At 70.2% G+C, this 17,374-nt stretch carries 19 protein-coding genes and 1 pseudogene; 3 read left to right on the plus strand and 17 right to left on the minus strand.

The window, feature by feature from the left end:
• Window positions 1–93 precede the first annotated feature (93 nt).
• The 3 genes from P1P75_RS07650 to P1P75_RS07660 all read left to right on the plus strand — a co-directional run bounded on the left by P1P75_RS07650 (window position 94) and on the right by P1P75_RS07660 (window position 3,407).
• A complete protein-coding gene (locus P1P75_RS07650; protein WP_319252818.1) occupies window positions 94–1,497 on the plus strand; it encodes an NAD(P)-binding domain-containing protein in 1,404 nt (467 codons plus the stop codon).
• A complete protein-coding gene (locus tag P1P75_RS07655; protein WP_319252820.1) occupies window positions 1,494–2,774 on the plus strand; it encodes an MFS transporter in 1,281 nt (426 codons plus the stop codon). Before P1P75_RS07650 ends, P1P75_RS07655 begins: the two co-directional genes overlap by 4 nt.
• A gap of 264 nt (window positions 2,775–3,038) precedes the next feature.
• Entirely contained in the window at window positions 3,039–3,407 is a 369-nt protein-coding gene (locus P1P75_RS07660) for a DUF6233 domain-containing protein (RefSeq protein WP_319252822.1), read from the plus strand.
• A gap of 259 nt (window positions 3,408–3,666) precedes the next feature.
• Here the strand turns inward: P1P75_RS07660 and P1P75_RS07665 are convergent, their stop codons facing one another.
• The 17 genes and pseudogenes from P1P75_RS07665 to P1P75_RS07745 form a co-directional block, all read right to left on the minus strand.
• On the minus strand, window positions 3,667–4,683 hold the full coding sequence (locus P1P75_RS07665) for an ATP-dependent DNA ligase (protein WP_319252824.1): 1,017 nt from the start codon (window positions 4,681–4,683) through the stop codon (window positions 3,667–3,669).
• A gap of 753 nt (window positions 4,684–5,436) precedes the next feature.
• Window positions 5,437–6,450, minus strand: coding sequence for a SpaA isopeptide-forming pilin-related protein (locus P1P75_RS07670; RefSeq protein ID WP_319252826.1), 1,014 nt, complete (start codon window positions 6,448–6,450; stop codon window positions 5,437–5,439).
• Between the two features lie 161 nt (window positions 6,451–6,611).
• On the minus strand, window positions 6,612–7,235 hold the full coding sequence (locus P1P75_RS07675) for a DUF317 domain-containing protein (RefSeq protein ID WP_319252882.1): 624 nt from the start codon (window positions 7,233–7,235) through the stop codon (window positions 6,612–6,614).
• A 72-nt stretch (window positions 7,236–7,307) separates the two neighbouring features.
• Window positions 7,308–7,799 (minus strand): hypothetical protein, encoded by a 492-nt coding sequence (locus tag P1P75_RS07680; protein WP_319252828.1) that lies wholly within the window; start codon window positions 7,797–7,799, stop codon window positions 7,308–7,310.
• Between the two features lie 18 nt (window positions 7,800–7,817).
• Window positions 7,818–8,678, minus strand: coding sequence for a DUF317 domain-containing protein (locus P1P75_RS07685; RefSeq protein WP_319252830.1), 861 nt, complete (start codon window positions 8,676–8,678; stop codon window positions 7,818–7,820).
• Window positions 8,679–8,708: 30 nt separating this feature from the next.
• On the minus strand, window positions 8,709–9,329 hold the full coding sequence (locus P1P75_RS07690) for an HAD family phosphatase (RefSeq protein WP_319252831.1): 621 nt from the start codon (window positions 9,327–9,329) through the stop codon (window positions 8,709–8,711).
• Window positions 9,326–10,492: pseudogene (locus P1P75_RS07695) on the minus strand (MFS transporter); the annotation flags it as partial. The gene P1P75_RS07690 and the pseudogene P1P75_RS07695, both read right to left, overlap by 4 nt.
• Window positions 10,480–11,706 carry an ATP-grasp domain-containing protein gene (locus P1P75_RS07700; RefSeq protein ID WP_319252886.1) on the minus strand — a complete coding sequence of 409 codons (1,227 nt, stop codon included), beginning with the start codon at window positions 11,704–11,706 and terminating at the stop codon, window positions 10,480–10,482. The gene P1P75_RS07700 and the pseudogene P1P75_RS07695, both read right to left, overlap by 13 nt.
• Window positions 11,707–11,797: 91 nt before the next feature.
• Window positions 11,798–12,118, minus strand: coding sequence for a hypothetical protein (locus P1P75_RS07705; protein ID WP_319252833.1), 321 nt, complete (start codon window positions 12,116–12,118; stop codon window positions 11,798–11,800).
• A gap of 29 nt (window positions 12,119–12,147) precedes the next feature.
• Entirely contained in the window at window positions 12,148–13,275 is a 1,128-nt protein-coding gene (locus tag P1P75_RS07710; RefSeq protein ID WP_369076328.1) for an MFS transporter, read from the minus strand.
• An 86-nt stretch (window positions 13,276–13,361) separates the two neighbouring features.
• Window positions 13,362–13,865 (minus strand): hypothetical protein, encoded by a 504-nt coding sequence (locus tag P1P75_RS07715; RefSeq protein ID WP_319252836.1) that lies wholly within the window; start codon window positions 13,863–13,865, stop codon window positions 13,362–13,364.
• Window positions 13,862–14,713 carry a winged helix-turn-helix transcriptional regulator gene (locus tag P1P75_RS07720; protein WP_319252838.1) on the minus strand — a complete coding sequence of 284 codons (852 nt, stop codon included), beginning with the start codon at window positions 14,711–14,713 and terminating at the stop codon, window positions 13,862–13,864. Before P1P75_RS07720 ends, P1P75_RS07715 begins: the two co-directional genes overlap by 4 nt.
• Before the next feature lie 27 nt (window positions 14,714–14,740).
• On the minus strand, window positions 14,741–15,154 hold the full coding sequence (locus P1P75_RS07725; protein WP_319252840.1) for a hypothetical protein: 414 nt from the start codon (window positions 15,152–15,154) through the stop codon (window positions 14,741–14,743).
• A gap of 10 nt (window positions 15,155–15,164) precedes the next feature.
• The gene (locus P1P75_RS07730) at window positions 15,165–15,608 is read right to left on the minus strand and encodes a hypothetical protein (protein ID WP_319252842.1); all 444 of its coding nucleotides are present in this window, start codon (window positions 15,606–15,608) and stop codon (window positions 15,165–15,167) included.
• The gene (locus P1P75_RS07735; RefSeq protein ID WP_319252888.1) at window positions 15,605–15,997 is read right to left on the minus strand and encodes a hypothetical protein; all 393 of its coding nucleotides are present in this window, start codon (window positions 15,995–15,997) and stop codon (window positions 15,605–15,607) included. The genes P1P75_RS07730 and P1P75_RS07735 overlap by 4 nt, the downstream gene beginning before the upstream one ends.
• A 181-nt stretch (window positions 15,998–16,178) precedes the next feature.
• Window positions 16,179–16,514 (minus strand): SH3 domain-containing protein, encoded by a 336-nt coding sequence (locus P1P75_RS07740; protein WP_319252844.1) that lies wholly within the window; start codon window positions 16,512–16,514, stop codon window positions 16,179–16,181.
• Window positions 16,515–16,665: 151 nt separating this feature from the next.
• Window positions 16,666–17,355: a hypothetical protein gene (locus P1P75_RS07745; RefSeq protein ID WP_319252846.1), complete on the minus strand. Its 690-nt coding sequence runs from the start codon at window positions 17,353–17,355 to the stop codon at window positions 16,666–16,668.
• Window positions 17,356–17,374 lie beyond the last annotated feature (19 nt).

Below are 17,374 nucleotides of genomic sequence, written 5' to 3' on the forward strand. Positions count from 1 at the left end.
TTCGACGGATGTCTATGTTGACGCTCATCAATACAGATGTCATGCTGGGCCGCGCAAGCCATCGACAGATGTCGAACCACGCAAGGAGTCGCCGTGAACGCGCCCGCCACCACTGAGCTGCCCGTCGTCGTGATCGGGGCCGGCCCCGCCGGACTGGCCGCCGCCGCCCACCTTCTCGACCAGGGCATCGAGCCCCTGGTCCTGGAAGTCCGCCAGAAGGCCGGCGCAGCGGTGCGCGAGTGGTCGCATGTGCGCCTGTTCTCCACCTGGGGCGAGGTCGTCGACCCCGCCGCCGAGAAGTTGCTGGCGCCCACCGGCTGGACCCGCCCCGACCCGGCCACCTACCCCTCCGGCGGCGACTGGGCCGACCTCTACCTGCAGCCGCTCGCCGACGTACTCGACGATCGCGTCCGCACCGGCGCACGCGTCACCGGCGTCTCCCGCACCGGCCGGGACCGCATCGTCGACGCCGACCGCGAACAGCAGCCGTTCGTCGTGCACGTCGCCCACGCCGACGGCCGTGAGGAGCGCCTCTTCGCCCGCGCCGTCATCGACGCCTCCGGCACCTGGACCACGCCCAGCCCGGCCGGCGGCAGCGGACTGCCCGCGCTCGGTGAGAAGGCCGCCGCGGACCGGATCACCTACCGCGTCCCGGACCTCAAGGACCCCGCCGTCCGCGCCCGGTACGCGGGCAAGCGCACCGCCGTCATCGGCTCCGGCGCCTCAGCCTTCACCGCACTCGCCTACCTCGCCGACCTCGCCAAGTCCGACGACGGCTCGGGAACCAAGGGCGTGTGGATCCTGCGCCGCGGCATCTCCGGCTCCACCTTCGGCGGCGGCGAAGCCGACCAGCTCCCCGCACGCGGGGCCCTGGGCCTGGCGGCCAAGGCCGCCGTCGACGGGGGACACGCGGACGCGGTCACCGGCTTCCGCACCGAGGCGATCGAACGCGACACCGACGGCCGCCTGATCCTGGTCGGCGAGGACGGCCGCCGCCTGGACCCGGTCGACGAAGTGATCGTGCTGACCGGCTTCCGCCCCGACCTGTCCTTCCTGGACGAGCTGCGCCTGGGCCTCGACGAGCGCCTCCAGGCACCCGTCGCCCTGGCTCCGCTGATCGACCCCAACCAGCACTCCTGCGGCACCGTTTACCCGCACGGCCACCGCGAGCTCTCCCACCCCGAGCAGGGTGTGTACCTGGTCGGGATGAAGTCCTACGGCCGCGCCCCGACGTTCCTCGCGATGACCGGCTACGAGCAGGTCCGCTCCGTCGCCGCGGCGATCGCCGGCGACCTCGACGCGGCCGACCGCGTGGAACTCACCCTGCCCGAGACCGGAGTATGCGGCGGCGCCGGCCTATTCGACGCCCCTGACGCCCAGGAAGGCGACGGCGGCGGCTGCTGCGCGCCCGCGCCGCAGCTCGTCCAGCTCGGCGCCCCCGTCACGGTCGGGGCGGCTGCCGAGCAGGCCCCGGCAAGCGGCTGCTGCGGCTCGTGACCAACCTCAGTACCCGAGGCGGCGGGGCCGCGACCGGAACAGGGGACCGGTCGCGGCCCCGCGCCGCCCTGCCCGCCCTCTGCGCCACGCAGATCGTGAGCTGGGGCATCGTCTACTACGCCTTCCCCGTCCTCAATCCGCAGATCACCGCCGCGACGGGGTGGCCGGCCGGGGCGACCACTGCGGCGTTCTCGCTCGGTCTCGTCGTCTCCGCCCTCGCCGGGATCCGCGTGGGGCGCATCCTCGACCGGCATGGCCCGCGCGCTGTCATGACCGCCGGTTCCGTGCTCGGCGTCGTCAGCCTGCTGACCGTGGCCGCATCCCCCAACCTGCTGCTGTTCTTCTCCGGTTGGATGTTGGCCGGGCTTACGATGGCATCCACCTTCTACCAGCCGGCTTTCGCCGCCCTCACCCGCTGGTGGGCCCCCGACCATGTGAGGGCCCTGACGATCGTCACCCTCGCGGGCGGCCTCGCGTCCACCGTCTTCGCACCCCTGACAGCTCTGCTGGCCGAGCACTTGTCCTGGCGCCACACCTACCTCGTGCTCGCCGCCATCCTCGCCACCGTCACGATCCCCGCCCACGCCCTGGCCCTACGCGCACCCTGGCCCGAGGCCCCAACCGCCCCTGCACACGCGGCCGCAGGCGCCGCCGAGGTCGGGCGCAGCCGACCGTTCCTCCTGCTCGCCGCCGCCTTCACCTTGTCCAGCTTCGCGATGTACGCCGTCGTCGTCGCCCTCGTCCCGCTCCTGTTGGAACGCGGGTACACCACCAGCCAGGCCGCCTGGGCCCTCGGCATCGGCGGCGCCGGACAGACCCTCGGCCGCACCCTGTACGCAGCCCTTGCACGCCGCACCACCGCAACGGCCCGCACAACGATCCTCATCGCCCTCGGGGGCAGCACCACCGCCGCCTTCGCCGCCACCCCCGGCCCGTACGTCCTGCTCATCGCCGTGTCGATCGTTGCCGGCATGGTCCGCGGCAACCTCACCCTTCTCCAGGCCACCGCCATCACCGACCGCTGGGGCGCCGCGCACTACGGCCGACTCTCCGGACTCCTCGCAGCACCAGCCACCACCGCCGCAGCCCTTGCGCCGTTCGCAGGCGCCGCCCTCGCCACACCCCTGGGCGGCTACGGACCGCTCTTCTTTCTCCTGGCCGGCCTTCCCTTCGTCGCCGCGCTGGTCGTGCCGTGGGGCAGTCCCGGGAAGCGCTCGGAATCACGTTGCCGATGGGACCCGCATACTCGGGCCCTGCCAAGACCACGTGGCACATAAAATCGAACACGTGCTTGAATCTGGCCATGAGTGCAATCCCCGACGACCTCGCTCGCGCACAAGAGGTGTGGTGGGCCACCTACGGGCGGCTCGCGGCACAACCGCACACCGCGGTCCGGAGACAACTGATCCACCTGTCTTCGGAGGTGCTGTTCCACCCGCACTGGCAGGGTCGATGGTCGGCGGCATGGGCAGCGCTGCACGGTGCACGCAATGTCCGAACTACCTCCTGACCCACCCCGGCTCCGGGAGATCCTGGCGTACTTGGACGGGCAGCTCGCCAAAACCGAGACCATCGCCATTTTCCTGCGCCTCCAGCGAGACAAGGTCAAGATGGCCCTGTCTCGCGCCGAAGCTCCGGCCCAGCCGGAACGACCGAGGGGCAACGTGAAGGATGGCGGCCGGCTCACAGGCTTCGCCCAGCCGTCGGCGAAGTCGGGCTACGTGGTCCAGCAGAAGCGGACGCCGCATGGACCCGAACCCACCTTCATCCACCTCGCCGACTGCTCGATGATCGAAGGCACGCCGCACCGGATCAGGCCAGATGAGGCGCGGGCTGCCCTCGCCGACCCGAACATCGAGCCGTGCCAGTTCTGCCGCCCTGACACCGAGCTGGGCATAGACCTGGCTTGAGCTTCCCGGTCGACGAGCGAGCTGCCCCTCCAAGGTGACCGGACGTACATTCGGACACATGGACGAGATGCCACAGCGCATCGCCCCTTCAACAGACCGGACCGCCACCGCTGTTCTGCTGGACTGTGTCCCAATCAGGTCGACTACTGTGCGCGCTGCCAGGGGTTGACGCGACGCTACGGGCCCAACGCCCAGCTCGCCTGCCGGGCCTGTCAAGCCGTCGAGGCTGCCGAGGATGGCTCAGGCTTATCCGCGGCCGTCACCCAGCGGTTGGCACAGCTCCATGCCCGAAAGCGGCAACGTCCCCAGGCGTCATGTCCTCGCGAAGTCGCACGTACCGCGCGGGATGCCTCCAGACCCCTCGATCCTGGGCGGTGTCCACGTATATCTCGGCGACCAGCTCAGGCTCGACCAGGACGACGTCCAGCGGGGTACGGGAACCCCATGTCGTGGTGAACCGGACGCCCTCCCACGGGTGCCCCCTCTTGGCCGCGATGAGATGATCGGCTAGATGCCGGAGTTGGCCGGGCTGCAGCTGTGTGCTGCGGGCGACGGCCCGCAGGATCCCGTCCCGATCGTATCGGCCCAGCACAAGGCTCCGCGGGCGGCGCAGCGTGCCGGTGATCGCGCCGATGATGCCCTCGGTGGTGTCCCGTCTGCGGATCTTGATGAGTGCGCGGGCCCCGGGTAGGTAGTGCTGCTGGCTTCCCCGGATGATTAGTCCCTCAAGGCCGGGCACCTCCGTCCAGGACATCAGCCATTCCTGGGCCATAGCCACATCACCGGTCTCCGGGCAAAGCGTCCACGGGTCGACCAGGTGGTGTTCAGCGAAGACCGTCTCCAATCGCGCCCGGCGTTCGCGGTACGGCGTCCGCAACAGCTCATGACCGTCGATCTGGAGGGCATCGAACACAACGAAGTGGGCCGGCATCTGCTCAGCAAGCCGGGCGGCGGTCCGCCGCTGGGACGCCGCGCGCCGTTGCAGGGCCTCGAACGACAGATGCTCACCGGCCCACACCAACAGTTCGCCGTCGAGGACCAGCCCGTCGGGCAGCCGGGCGGCGGCGTGCACTAGGTCGGGGAACCGGGCCTGGATCAGCGCCCCGCGCCGGGACTGGATGAGCACGGGTCCGGGGGCCGGGCAGGGGGTGAACACGAGGGCTCTGAAGCCATCCCATTTCGGCTGGAATACCGGCTCGCCGGGAAGCGCGCTGGGCGGTGGCAGCTGGTCACGGGCCTGCGCCAGCATCGGTTCAACCGGCGGTTGCAGCACCATGCACCCGGTCTACGGCACCACGGCCGGGACCGCGAGCCGTGCGTGAGATCTCGTCGCGTCGCTCATACGTGACAGCAGAGGTCGACAGGGCCGCCGCCTCTCTCAGCTTCCTGCTGCCTCGCGTCAAGAGCAGACTTCCCGCCAGCGCCGCACACTTTCAGTCAAGTTGCTGGCCAGTTTGCTGGAATTTATGAATTTCCCGCCGTCGTTTGCTGGAATACACCCATGGCTGTCGCTGAATTCGATAAGCGCAGCTCACGGGCTCCACCCAGCCACTAAGGAGCCTGCGGAGGCTGCGTTTTAATCTCTTCGGCATGCCCAAAAACAGAACAATAAACCCACTTGAGGGCCGTTTGCCCTGGTCAGAGGCCAGACCCATGCTCTGCGGCATGGCACACGTCGTCACCAGTGGCGCCCTGGAACTTTTCGGCTTCCTGGGCCTCTTGATCACTCTCGCAGCGTCTCTTCTGCGTCAGCTCCCAGACCTCCTGTCAGCTTGGCGCGACGTAAAACGCGCTCTCCGCTCAACATCGCGAGACGCGAATGCCGACGACAGCCGGACCTCCTAGCGCCGCCGGCACTCGTTCGGCGAGCCTGACCCGGCCCGGAGTTATCGACAGGGTCGGTAACGTGTCGGTCTCCGGTGTTCCGAGATGCCTGGGTGAAGGCCGCCGCCCACAGATGGGCTGAACAGCCGAGAGCCCCCGGTCCGCGAGGATCCGGGGGGCAATTGGGCGCTGTGCTCAGATTGGGTCAGTTGGCGCCAGGGGTGTCCTCACTGTCGGTCCTGGCTCGCCGCCGAGCGGCAATGACGGTGGTGGTGCCGCCGAGGAGAAGGAGTCCAGCGCCGCCCAGGAGGTACGGGCTGGCGTCGGCGCCGGTGTGGGCCAGGGAGCCGACCGGGGCCGTGGGCGATGCATCATCGGTCTCGTCCTGCACCGGGGCGGCCGAAGGGGCGGCGTCGGGTGTGCCAGAGGTGGCCGGGCTGGGCCCAGATCCGCCGGAGGTTCCGCTGGTCGGCTTGTCCCCTGGTGTGGAGGGGATGTGGGCGGGCTTCTTGGTCGGTGTGGGATTCGGCGAGGACGAGCGCTTCGAGTTGGTGACGGTTATGGTGACCGGGTCGCCTGGGCCTGCGGTGAAGGGCTTGGTGCGCGTGTCGAGGTCGTATCCGGCGGGAGCCTCGGTCTCCTTGATCCAGAACTCGGCCTTCCGGGTGCTCACCGGCAGGTCACCGGTGACCGTTCCCTTGGGCCCGGTGGTGAGGGTGAGCAGGGTCGTATCGCCGCTGCCGATGTTCACGGTGGCGCCGGGCAGGAGCTTGCCGGTCTTGTCGTCCTTGGCCTGGAGCAGGACGTGGCCGGACTTGAACGGGGCGACGATGGCCAGGCGAGTGGTGCCACCGGGTGTGACGATCACGTCCTGGTCGGCGACGACGTCGTAGAGGGGGCTGCCGGCGGCGGTCTCCTTCAGCCGGTAGACGCCCGGGGCGAGGCCCAGGAAGGTCAGCGTTCCCTGTGCGTCGGTTGTGCCGTGCCCGGCCTCCTGGCCGGTGGCGTCGAGAAGCAGATATGTGGCGCCTTGGACAACGTCTCCGGCCGGGTCCTTCGTGGTGAGCGTGACACTTCCGGCATCGGGTGCCGGAGTCTCGGTGAGGGTGGTGCTGGAGGGCGTCGGCTGGGAGGGCTGTGCGGTCGCTGCCGGTGCCCAGGTAAGGGTGCCGACCACCGCGGCGGCGATGGCAGTGGAGCGGACGGTACGGGGGTGCACGAAGAGGTCCTTGGTGGCGGGTACTGGCGTTAGCGGGTTCGGCTCATGGCCGCTCTTGGAGGCGACGTAGCGACCGGGGGAAACAGCTTGTTCTGCTTGGCCGTTGTGGTCGCTATGGAGACGTAGTGGCGCGTGAAGAAAGGGATGTCCTTCACGGTGCGCTATACCGGTTCGGTGGAAAGCAGGGAAGCGGTGAACGCGGCGACCAGCGCGACGGGGGTTGTTGGTGAGAACTGCACGCGCCAGTCGGGGTTGGCCGGCTGGCCGCCCCAGATCCGCCAGGACGGCGCGAGGTCGGAGCTGGGGGTCCTGTCGTACTGGTGCTGCATCCCGCTCAGGGCGTCTGGGGCGAGGAAGGTCTGGGTGCCGTCGGTCTTGATCGTGTGCCTCCAGCCGTGGGCGAGCAGCGGGACGTACGCCTCCTGCGCTGACGTCTGGGACTGGAACAGATGATCTTTGTCGCTGTGTCGGTCTTCGAGGTACAGGTCGAGTAGTTCGCTGTGCACGTCGCCGAGCAGCTCGACCGGCGTGGTGGCGTCAGAGGTGATCTGCCAGGTGGCCGGGCCGAAGGGGTCGCGGTGTGCGGCGGTGATCCACTGCATGTGGCCCCGCCTGTTGGGGTCGAGAACGTAGCCGGTACGGAGCCGAAGGCACGGACTGCACGCGACCGCCCCTTCCTCCTTTGAAGGCTGATGCAGGGACCAGTCGTCGTCGACGGGGAAGGGCCAGATGGCTCGGAAGTCGACCGAGCCGGGACCCGCCAGGTGGCGGGGCAGAACGCGCACCGTCTGATCACGGTCGAGGTCTTCGAAGGGGTCGGGCAACAGAAAGGGATCCTGTCTGTGGGATTTTCGTGGTCAGCGGGCCCTCGCGGCGCTGCGTTGAGCCGCCGGCGACGGGACCGGCCGCGCCGTCCGGCCCGCGGCACGGCTGAGGGCGGGTGCCGGCCACGTACCGGGGAACCACACAGCGCTGTACTGCTCGATCGCATCGCGCAGGCCGTTGGTGTGGGCACCTTCCCATGGCACCCAGTCGGGGCGGTCCTTGAACTCCTTGAATGTGCCGTAGCCCGAGTTGTGCGGCTGAACGCCGCGCGTGGAGTCGCGGTGATCGAAGGTCTTGTGATCGGCGAACCGCAGGACGGTGACGTCGAGTTGCCCGCGGTCCTGGTGGAGGGTGGCAAGGCGGAGGCCGACGTACTCGTTGGCCCACTGGGTGGGACTGAAGTCGATCCGCAGCCGCAGCGGGCCCCCGGACACGGGGGTGGCGTAGTAGGTGTCGCCGACAACGGCGCTGTCAGCGAAGGGCAAGTCGAGTTGGGCGAAGAACTCGCGGGCGTGCATGGCCATGTGGGTCTCCCGGTGACGTCAGCGGCGTGGCCCGGCCAGCACGGGGCGGCTGGTGGTGCTCCAGCGCGGGACGCTGGCAGCGGGCCGGGCGGTCGGGCGGCGGGCGATGGCACGCTGGACGTCGAGCGGGGTCGGAGCCAGCGGGCTCGGCGGGACGATGGAGGTGACCTGGGCCTTGCTCTTGACGTAGCTGTAGGTGACCTCGCGCCAGCGGGGCAGCGGCGCCGGGTCGGAGATGCACTCGGTGACGGCCTTGAGCAGGGCGACGGGGGTGTCGGTGCTGGCGGTGGCGTACCAGTAAGGCCGGTCGATAGAGGTGCCGGCCCACAGCTGCCAGCGTGCCTCCCGGGTAGTCAGCTCGGTTTCCGGGTCGAGGTCGCCGGTGGTGTATTCAAGCCCGGCCAGCTTGTCGGGTGACTGGACGGCGAAGACGCCCCAGCGGGGCCGGTCTATGAGCCAGCCCCGGTTGATCAGTGGTGCGACCGCGAGGAAGGGGTCATGGTCCTTGTTCCCGGAGAGGGGTCTGGCCAGGTAGCTGTCCGGCCCCTGCTGATACGCCTCCGCGAGCGTGGTGGTGAAGGCGGTGACGAACTCCGTCGGGCAGGAGTCGTTGAAGCACACGCCCCAGACGGGCGGGCCGAAGGGGTCTTTGTAGGCGTTGATGCGCCACAGGCCGTCGTCCTCGCCCTCGGGGAGGTAGCCGAGGCGGACCTTGTTGTCGGGCGCGGTCAGGTAGGCGTTGCCCAGATCGTCGTGGCGGAGTTCCCAGCCGAGGTTGCGCAGCGGGTCGAGGCCGGGATTGCCGATCGCGGTGGCGCGGGCAAGGTAGCGCGGGGAGACGTAGACGTCCCCGTCGATGGTGTCGTCGTGAGGTAGCACAGGATCCTGGGACGGTGAGGTGGGGGCGGTTCACGCCGTGGGGAGCAGTGCCGCTTCAAGGACGGCGGGCCGGCCGGTGTAGTGCAACGCGGTCAGCCCCAGGCTGCGAGCGGCCTGGCAGTTGTCGGCGCGGTCGTCTACGAACAACACGCGCTCCGGGTTGCGGGCGCCGGTGGCCGCGAGGGCATGGTGGTAGGCGGACGGGTCGGGCTTGCACGCCTCCAGCCGGGCCGAGTACAGGGCCTGGGTCATCAGCTGCTGCCAGTCGTGGGTGTCGAGCACGTCGCTGAGGTGGCGGGGTGCGTTGGACAGGAGCACCATCGGCAGTCCCGTCCGGTGGACGCGGCGAAGGACGGCCAGGACGTGCTCGTCCGTTCCGGTCCACATGTCGGTGTCCGCGGTGAGGAGTTCGCGCAGGAGCCGGGGGCCGGGGTGGGAGCCGAGGACGCGGGCCCAGTACGCCATGTCGCTGAGCTGGCCGGCGTCGTAGGGTTCGCGGGCACTCCAGAAGGCGCGCTGGAATCCGGTGAGGTCGTCGTCGGGCCAGGACGCGGTGCGAGCGAGGCGGAGCCACTGGCTGCGGGTGGGCTGCAGGCCGATGACGCCGTTGTAGTCGAGGATCACGGCGTCGAGGCCGGTGTGGCGGGTCAAGAGGTGGTGTTCTCCAGGGCACGGTGGGCGAGGAAGGCGATGGCGGCTGCCAGGAGGGCGGGCAGCAGCAGGGCCGCGGGCAAGGTGGTGGTGCTGGCGAGGGCACCGATGAGTGCGGGGCCGGCCAGCAGGCCGAGGTAGCCGGTGACGGAGACCGTGGCCACGGCCTTCGGTCCGCCGGTCCCGGCAGCGGTGATCAGGCAGGGGACCGTGCCGGACAGGCCGAGTCCGAAGACCGTCCAGCCGGCCAGTCCCGCGGGCACGCTGTCGGCCAGGACACCGATCGTCAGGCCGGTGGCGGCGAGCAGTGCGCCTGCACGGACCACGGTGGGGGCGCCGAAGACGGCGGTGAGCCGGTCGCCGCTCAGCCGTCCCAGGGCCATGGCCGCGCTGTAGAGGGCGAACGCGCTCGCTGCGACGGCCGTGGTGGCGCCCAGGGAATGAGCGTGCACGGCGGCCCAGTCGGCTGCCGCCCCCTCCCCCAGCAGACTTGCGGCCGCCAGTGCACCCAGCAGCCACAGCCTCGTGGGCGCCAGTGTCGCCTGGGCAGCGCCTGAGCCGGCGTTGTTGGACGTCAGAGGTTGATCAGTGCCGTGCAGGGCGAGGGTGCTTGGTCCGGCAGCGAGCACAGCAGCGGTCAGCGTCAGGCCGGTGACGAGGAAGAGGGTGTGGTGGCTGGTCGTGGCGGTGGCTGCGGCAAGGGTGGCGGCGCCGAGCGCGCCGAGGGAGTAGGCGGCGTGCAGGGAGGACATGATGGGCCGACCGTAGGCGTTCTGGCAGCGCACCGCCGCGGAGTTCGCGGCGACGTCCAGGACGCCGTGCGCGATGCCGAAGGCGAGCGCCGCCGCGAGCAGCGAGGCCAGGGTGCGGCACTGGCCCAGCACGGCGAGAGCCCCGGCGAGGCCGACAACTCCGCCCATCAGAAGCACGGGAAGCCGCTCTGGCCGGGCGAAACGGCCACCGGTTCGCAGGCCGGCGACCATGCCGAGGGCAGCGGCGAGCAGGACCCAGGACAGCTGGGCGGTGCTGAGGTGGGCGGCGTGCTGGACGGCGGGCATCCGGGCGCCCCAGATGGCCATCACCACGCCCAGGCCGAGGAAGTAGCCGGTCAGCAGCATCCGGCTGCGGCGGGCAGCGGTGGTGGGACGGCTCACGCGGCGCGACCTCCGGTGCCAGACGCATCGCCCGCGAGGGGTGCGATGTCGATGTGGAGGCGGCGGGCGGCCTGTTCGGCGCGTGCTCGTGCGAGGTCGGCGGTGGGGGCGGTGGTGATCAGGTAGCCGATGCGGGCGGTGAACATGGTGCCGCCGTCGGCCGGGAGGAGGAGTGGGTCTCCGGCCTGGTGCTGGAAGTGGACGCGTTCCAGCCAGCGCGGGCAGATGCCGTCGAAGTAGACGCGGCGCAGGGTGCCGGAGACGTCCGGGTAGATCAGCTGGATCGCGGCGGCCGAGGAGCGGTTGGGGGTGAGATCGGGTGCCCGGCCGCAGGCGATGTCGGCGGCGGCGCGCGGCAGGTCGATGCCGGTCGCCAGGTGCACGAGGTGGCCGATCATGTCGCCGGCGATCCGGCCGTTGACCTCAACCAGCCTCGGCTGGCCGTCGACCAGGCGCATCTCGACATGGCTGACACCGTCGGTGATCCCCAGAGCGCGGATCGCGGCGCATGCTGCGGGGGCGACCACGTCGAGCAGCGGATCGGCGGCGTCCACCACGTGGGCCAGTTCCTCGAAGTACGGCGGTTCGCTGACCGTCTTGCGGGTCACCGCGACCACGGTGGTCTTGCCCCGGTAGGTGACGCACTCCACCGACACCTCCGGCCCGTCGAGATACTCCTCGACCAGCACGCTCGTGCTCTCCTGCCCCAGACCGGCGGCCTTCTTGGCGAACGCGTACGCGGCCGTGAGCTGTCCGGGGGTGTCGGCGCGGATCACGCCGATGCTGGCCGCGTGCGCGGCTGGCTTCAGCACGACCGGGTAGCCGATCCGCTCGGCCGCCGCCTCGGCCTCGGCCTCGGTGCGTACCGTCACCGAGGCGGCCGACGGGACCCCGTGCTGGGCGAAGAGGCTGCGCGAGACGGCCTTGTTGCGGCACGCCTGCATGACCTCGGGGGCGATGGTGGGCAGGCCGAGCCAGCGCGCGAGGCGGGCGACGGGGACGAGGTACCACTCGGTCCAGGTGAACACGCCTGCCAGGTCGTAGCGGTCGGCCAGCGCCTGCCCGGCGGCCGACAGCTGTACCGGGTCGGCCGGGTCGGGCACCACCACGCAGTCACGGAGATAGGTCACCTCCCACGACGGCTCCTCACCGGTGATCAGGACGACGTCGTAGGCGGCGGCCACGGACTGGAGGCAGTAGCCGCGGTACGCCTCGGCTTCCATGTCGGCGGCGGCGACGACCAGGACGACAGGACGGTGGGACAAGTACGAACTCCTCAGAGATCAACGGGGAATGAAGGGGCCGAGGGAGGCTTTACGGGCTGCGTCGGCGGCGGACCTCGATCACGGACGCCCACTCCGGGTGAGCGGCGAGCAGCCTGCGCGCGTAGAGGGCGGTGTAGTTGTTGTTCAGGCCCTTGACCCCTGCTGGCTGGCGCCAGCGCAGGGCCTCGAACAGCGCCTTCATCCCGACTCGCTTGGCTCCGGCGGCAAGACGTTCCTCAACGAGCCGTTCCAAAGACCGGTAGATCCACGGGTACTGGGCGTCAAAGGCGCGGAACTGTTCGGTGATCGTGGGTCCGTCCCGGTACAGGAAGTCGAGGCCGGGCAGTCCGTCCTGCACGGTGGAGGGCATGCGTGCAGCGGTTCCTTTCGGGGTGGGGTTCAGGCGGGCGTGGCGCGCAAGGTGCGCAGCCGGGCGAAGGCGGTTAAGAGGCCGAGGGCCTGCATGAGGGCGGTGACGGTGACGGCGTGCCCGATCTGGGCGGGCGGGACGACCGCGACGAGCAGTCCGGCGGCGGGAAAGGGCACCAGGAGCAGCAGGATGGTCATGCTCAGGGTGCTGCCGAAGACCTCGGGCGGGATGAGGTGGGAGCGCAGGGTGCGCAGGACGACGGTGAGGCCGCCTTCGCCGGCCATCAGCGCGGCGATCAGCAGGACATATTCGTGGTAGGTGTCGGCCTTGGCGACCGCGAGGGTGGCTGCCGCGGCAAGGGCGGCTGCGGTGGCGCCGACCGGCCACAGCCCCCACCGGTCGATCGCCCGGCGCGCGAGTGCGATGGCGAGCAGGGACGCGACAGCGGCGGCGGACCAGATGAGTCCAGCGTCGGCGCTGGAGCGGCCCAGCTCGGTGACCACGATCACCGGCATCGCCGCCTGCAACAGGGCGATGGCCGTATTGGAGACGAGCAGGCCGCCCACCAGCCAGGCCAGGGCCGGAAGGGCACGCAGAGTGCCCCAGCCGGCCCGCACGCCACTCCTGCTCGCGGTGGAACCGCTCGGCGCGGTCGTCCGGCGCGGAAGCAGTGCGGCGGCGAGCAGTGAGAGGGCGGCGAGCGTGCTGAGCATGAGCGCCGGTCCGCCGTACTTCAGCAGCACGCCGGAAATGAGAGGGCCGGCCAGCATGGCGGTCTGGTCGATCCCCAGCAGGACAGACTGCACCCGGTGCGCCCGTGATCCGGCTGTCCGGCTCGCTTCGCCGCCAGCCGTTTCCGCAGCGATGTAACTGCACTCCGTGAGGAAGCCGCTGACCGGGGCGAGCGCCATCACGGTGACCGCCGCCGGCACCCCGACGTCAGGCGCCGCCAGCAGGAGCGCGGCCAGCAGGACGGCAAGAGCTCTGCCGACACACGCGGTACGGAAGATACGGGAGACGCCGTGGCGGTCGACGAGGGAGCCGGCCACCGTGAACGCCACCAGGCGCGGCATCCACTCCAGCGCGAACGCGACGCCCGTCAGGGTTGCCGACCTTGTCGTCGCGACCACGATGAGCGGGATGCCATAGGTGGTCATCGCGAACGCGGCACCGTCAGCCGAGCGGGGCAGGTAGACGCTGCGGAACAAGGAAGGGTGGTCGGCGTGCCGGGCTCTGCCAGCCCTCAAGCGGCCAGCACGGGCTCGGCGCCCTGGACAAGCTGCGGGTTCTCGTGCAGCCACTGGGTAAGAAGGTCGCCGCCCGGGCTGGCATGCTTCTCACCGGTCTCGATAACCGGAGCGCCTTCCCGCCCCTCCTGCGAAGTGAGAGCGGTAGGCACGGCGTAGAGCGAGAGGGCGTGCTGGACGCGGCTGGTGAAGTCGCAGACCGGAGCCGGAAGGCCGTGGTGGCGCGCCCAGCGGGCCATCGCGTCGTAGACGTCGGCCAGGCCGGATCCGGACGGTGTCAGGGTGAGCCCGGCACCAGGCCGGTTGTGGACCAGCCGGAGAGCGCGGGCTTGTTCGACGGAATGCCGCAGCTGAGGGACTGGCAGGTCGGGGAGGGTGCGGGTCAGGCTGCGCGGCGGGATGGGGCCGTTGTCGTCGATCTCGGTGACAAGGCGGATCAGGCCGGGCGCGGACAGCACCGTGCAGGCGTGCCGGATGGCGGCTGGGGTGAGAGTGGTCATCGGCGCGGTGCTCCAGTGGGCAATGCCGCCAGCGGGCGGGGCGGGGTGGCGTGGGAGAACAGGGCGTTGCGTTGCCAGGCCGGCGGCGGTGTCCGATCGGTCTTGGTTGATGCGGGCGGGGTCGCCGGAGTGGCAGTCCGCGCTTGGCTGCTGAGCCACATCCGCTGTTGCGGTGCGGCGCTGGTCTGCCCCCAGACCGGGTGCTGGCTGGCCTGGGTGAGGGGCTGGCCGGCGGACCATGCCGACAGGGCGCCCAGGACGGGCCCGAGACCGTCGCCGGCGGCGGACAGGCGGTAGGGCTGGCCGATCCCATCGGTTGTGATGAGACCGTCGTCCACAAGCTGCCGCAGCGGCGGGTAGATGTTGGTCCAGTCGCTGCCGGGAATGACCGTCTGGGCCAGAGCCCGGCCGCTGGCTTGTCCACGGACCTTGAGCGCCCACAGGATCGCGGCGGCGTGCCGCCGGGTCAGGAGCGTGAGGCTGTCCTCGATCTGTTCGATCGCGGTCAGCGGCTGGTCCGGTTGTTCGAGGTACTGCTCGGCCCAGGTGACGATCAGCGGCAGGACCGGCAGCAGCGCGGTGGCACGGTCGGTATGCCCATAGGTGACGTGCCGCGGGGTGTGCTCGTTTCGCTGGACGAGACCGGCCTCGCACAGCTGCCGCACCTTGGGGTGCAGCTGGCCGTCGCGTAGCCAGGACACCTTGGCCGCGAGTTCGCTGTAGCGCAGCGACTGCCCGTTCAGGGCGAGCAGGATCCGCACGTTCCAGCGTGGAGTGATCATGGCGAGTGCCTCGGTGACCCGGGCTATGTCCGTATCGGTGTCGGGAGGCAGACCGGTCAGGGCCAAGGGGGAACTCCTGTGTGAGTGACGGGGTCAGCGGCTCGGAACGGCGCTCGTGGCCGCAGCGGAGGGGGCCGCGGCCACTGCGGTGGGGGGCGAGGCCAGGGACGGCTCGGGCTCGACGCGCACGAGGCTCCGCAGCACAGCCGACGCCGTTGCGGCCTGGGCGTCTCGTACGGCGACCGCTTCGGCCAGCCGGCGGGCGCAGTCGAGTACGTGCGGCACCTCGTGGGTGGTGATGTGCCGCTCGGGGTGCATGAGCTGAGCGAGGCGCTCGCGGTGGAAGGCGATGCTGCGCTCGGCGAAGGCGAGCGTGTCGTGCAGGCCGAGGAGGGCGGAGAGCATGCCGGGCGGCTGGTCCTGAGCATGGGAGGTGAGGGCGGCGAGCGGGGCGCCGAAGAGGTCCTCGATCCGTCCGGCGATCTCGGCGGACGTCGGGGGGGTCAAGCGGAAGCCTTCACAGTCGGCGGCCCCGGGCCGCCCCGGCACCCTTGGGCGCCCGGGCGGCCGATGGCAAGACGGTGGCGAGGGTCGGCTGTACGGTGCGGACAGCCCGGGCGCGCTGCCCGGGTGGGGGCATGGTGCGCAGCAGGTCGTCCAGCGCGGCCCGGTAGCCGTCACGGGCGTCGAGCGCCGCCTCCAGCCACTGCGCGTCCATCCGCAGGTCCTCGGCGAAAAGCTCGTCCATGTCACGGTCCGCGGCCATCGCCTCGTGTACGCGGTCTCGGACCCGGGCGACCTGCGCCTCGGCCAGAGCCAGGAAGGAGCGAAGCTCCAGGGCCCGGGACAGCGCCGGGGAAGCGTCGGAACGAACCGCTGCGGTGTACAGGTCGTCGACCGGGACGCCGAAGACCTGGCGCAGCCGGTCGTCCGCGGAGCTGGGCTTGAGCCGGGCGCTCACCGCGCAAGGCTCCTTCCCGGCTGCGGGGTGGTCGCCGGCCCCGGCGGGGGGCTGGTGGGGACGGCCGGTCCCTGACGCCCGCGCAAGCGGGCCAGCCGCCGGGCGGCCAGGTCCTGCTTGCCCCTGGCGTCCGGGTCGAGAAGCCACCGCACGACCATGGCCCGCCCATCGCGGGCGGTGACGGCAGCGTTGACGCGATGGGCCAACTCCATCGTTGGGTCGTCGACCTCACTGGGCTGGCCGTCCAGCGCGGCTACGAGGGTGTCCTCCGCACGCTCCAGCGCTGCCTGCGATTCGAGGAGAAGGCCGTGCCACTTGACCACGTCGGTGGCCTGCGAGTTGGTGGTCGGCGCAGCGGCGACGGCGGTCTTCAACTGATCCATGCTCATCCCGAAACGGATTTCGATCTGTTCAGTGAGCACGCCCACGACATCGTCTATCGCATCGAGTGGAGCGTCAGACACGGGAGACTCCTCTTGGTAGACACCGGGATCCTCTAACTGGCAGATCCGGGAGGGAATCGAACGCTCAAAAGCGCCGCTGTACAGTCGAGTTACTGGCGTGCGCGGCTTAGTCGAGGCACATGCGGACGTCGCGGTAGACGTAGGTGGCGGACACCCAGCCCTTCACACCCGTCGTTCGGTCCGTGATGTAGCGCCAGTTGCCGCTGGTCTTGTGGACGGTGAACTTGTGCCCGCGGTACAGGATGCCCACGGCGGTCGACTTGGCCGACGCCGTGGAGCGGATAGTCACGGCCTTCGTGCCGATGACCCACGGGCCAGGGTCGTTGCAGGACTGGGAGGTCAGGGCGCTGCTCGGAGCGGCCGTGGCGGTGGCCGCCGACGCGATCGGCAGGGCGAGGGCGCCGAGGATCGCAGCGGATACGGCAATGCGGGTTGCGCGCATGCGGAAAGAACCTCCATACGAGGGAAAGGAATGCTGGGGAGTGCCGAACCCGGGGTGCTCCCGGCGGCCGTATAAGAGTCCGGAGAATTGCCGGTTTGGCCAACCGGCGATCATCGGCTATGTTTCGCCGCGTCGACGGGAAAACGGGGCTTTAGCGTGAGCGGCCAGAGGGCCGGGAGGACGCCGTTTTCGGCGCAGGAGCAGGGCGGGAAAGTGATGGCACCGGGCGGACCAGCGGCAGAGCCTTACTTAGGCCACCGAGGCGGTCATCGCACCATTGCAAGGCTTCTTCGACCGAATCGAAGCCGCCCTCGCGCAGTGTGTGCGTTCCCGCCTCGATGTCGACTTCCTCGACTACGACACGGAATGGGGAGCGGGCGCGCTCGTCCAGGGCCCGCAACACCGCGAGCGTGACCCAGTCGTCCGGGTCGTCCTGGGTGTGGGACCAGCCGAGCGCGTAGTGGTCCCCGTCCCTCATGAGCCGTTGCTCCAAGGCCCGCGTCGCCTCGTCGGCCGGCGCTGTGCCCCGTTCGGCATCGAGCGTGAGGAACTCGGGCGGACAGCCGCGGCGGATCAGCCAGGACTGCGCGATCGAAGGCAAAGGCAACGTGGCCCGCTCGAAACTGAACGTGCTTCTCTCCAGGTCTCGTTGCAGGTGGAGAGCTACGTACTGCGGCACACCCGGGTGGTCCCAGGTGGCCGAGCCGTCGTACAGGACGTAGAAGCTGCGGGCGCCATCGGCGCTGTGGTGCTCGGCGAGGGAGACGAGCATGTCCTCGTGAACGCTGACGAGACGGAAGAATGCCGCGCTGATCTGATCGTCGGCGTCAAGGTCGTCCACCCGGAAGTTCAGGGAATGG

The organism is Streptomyces sp. ID05-39B, from assembly GCF_033794725.1.
Taxonomy (GTDB): Bacteria; Actinomycetota; Actinomycetes; order Streptomycetales; family Streptomycetaceae; genus Streptomyces; species Streptomyces bobili.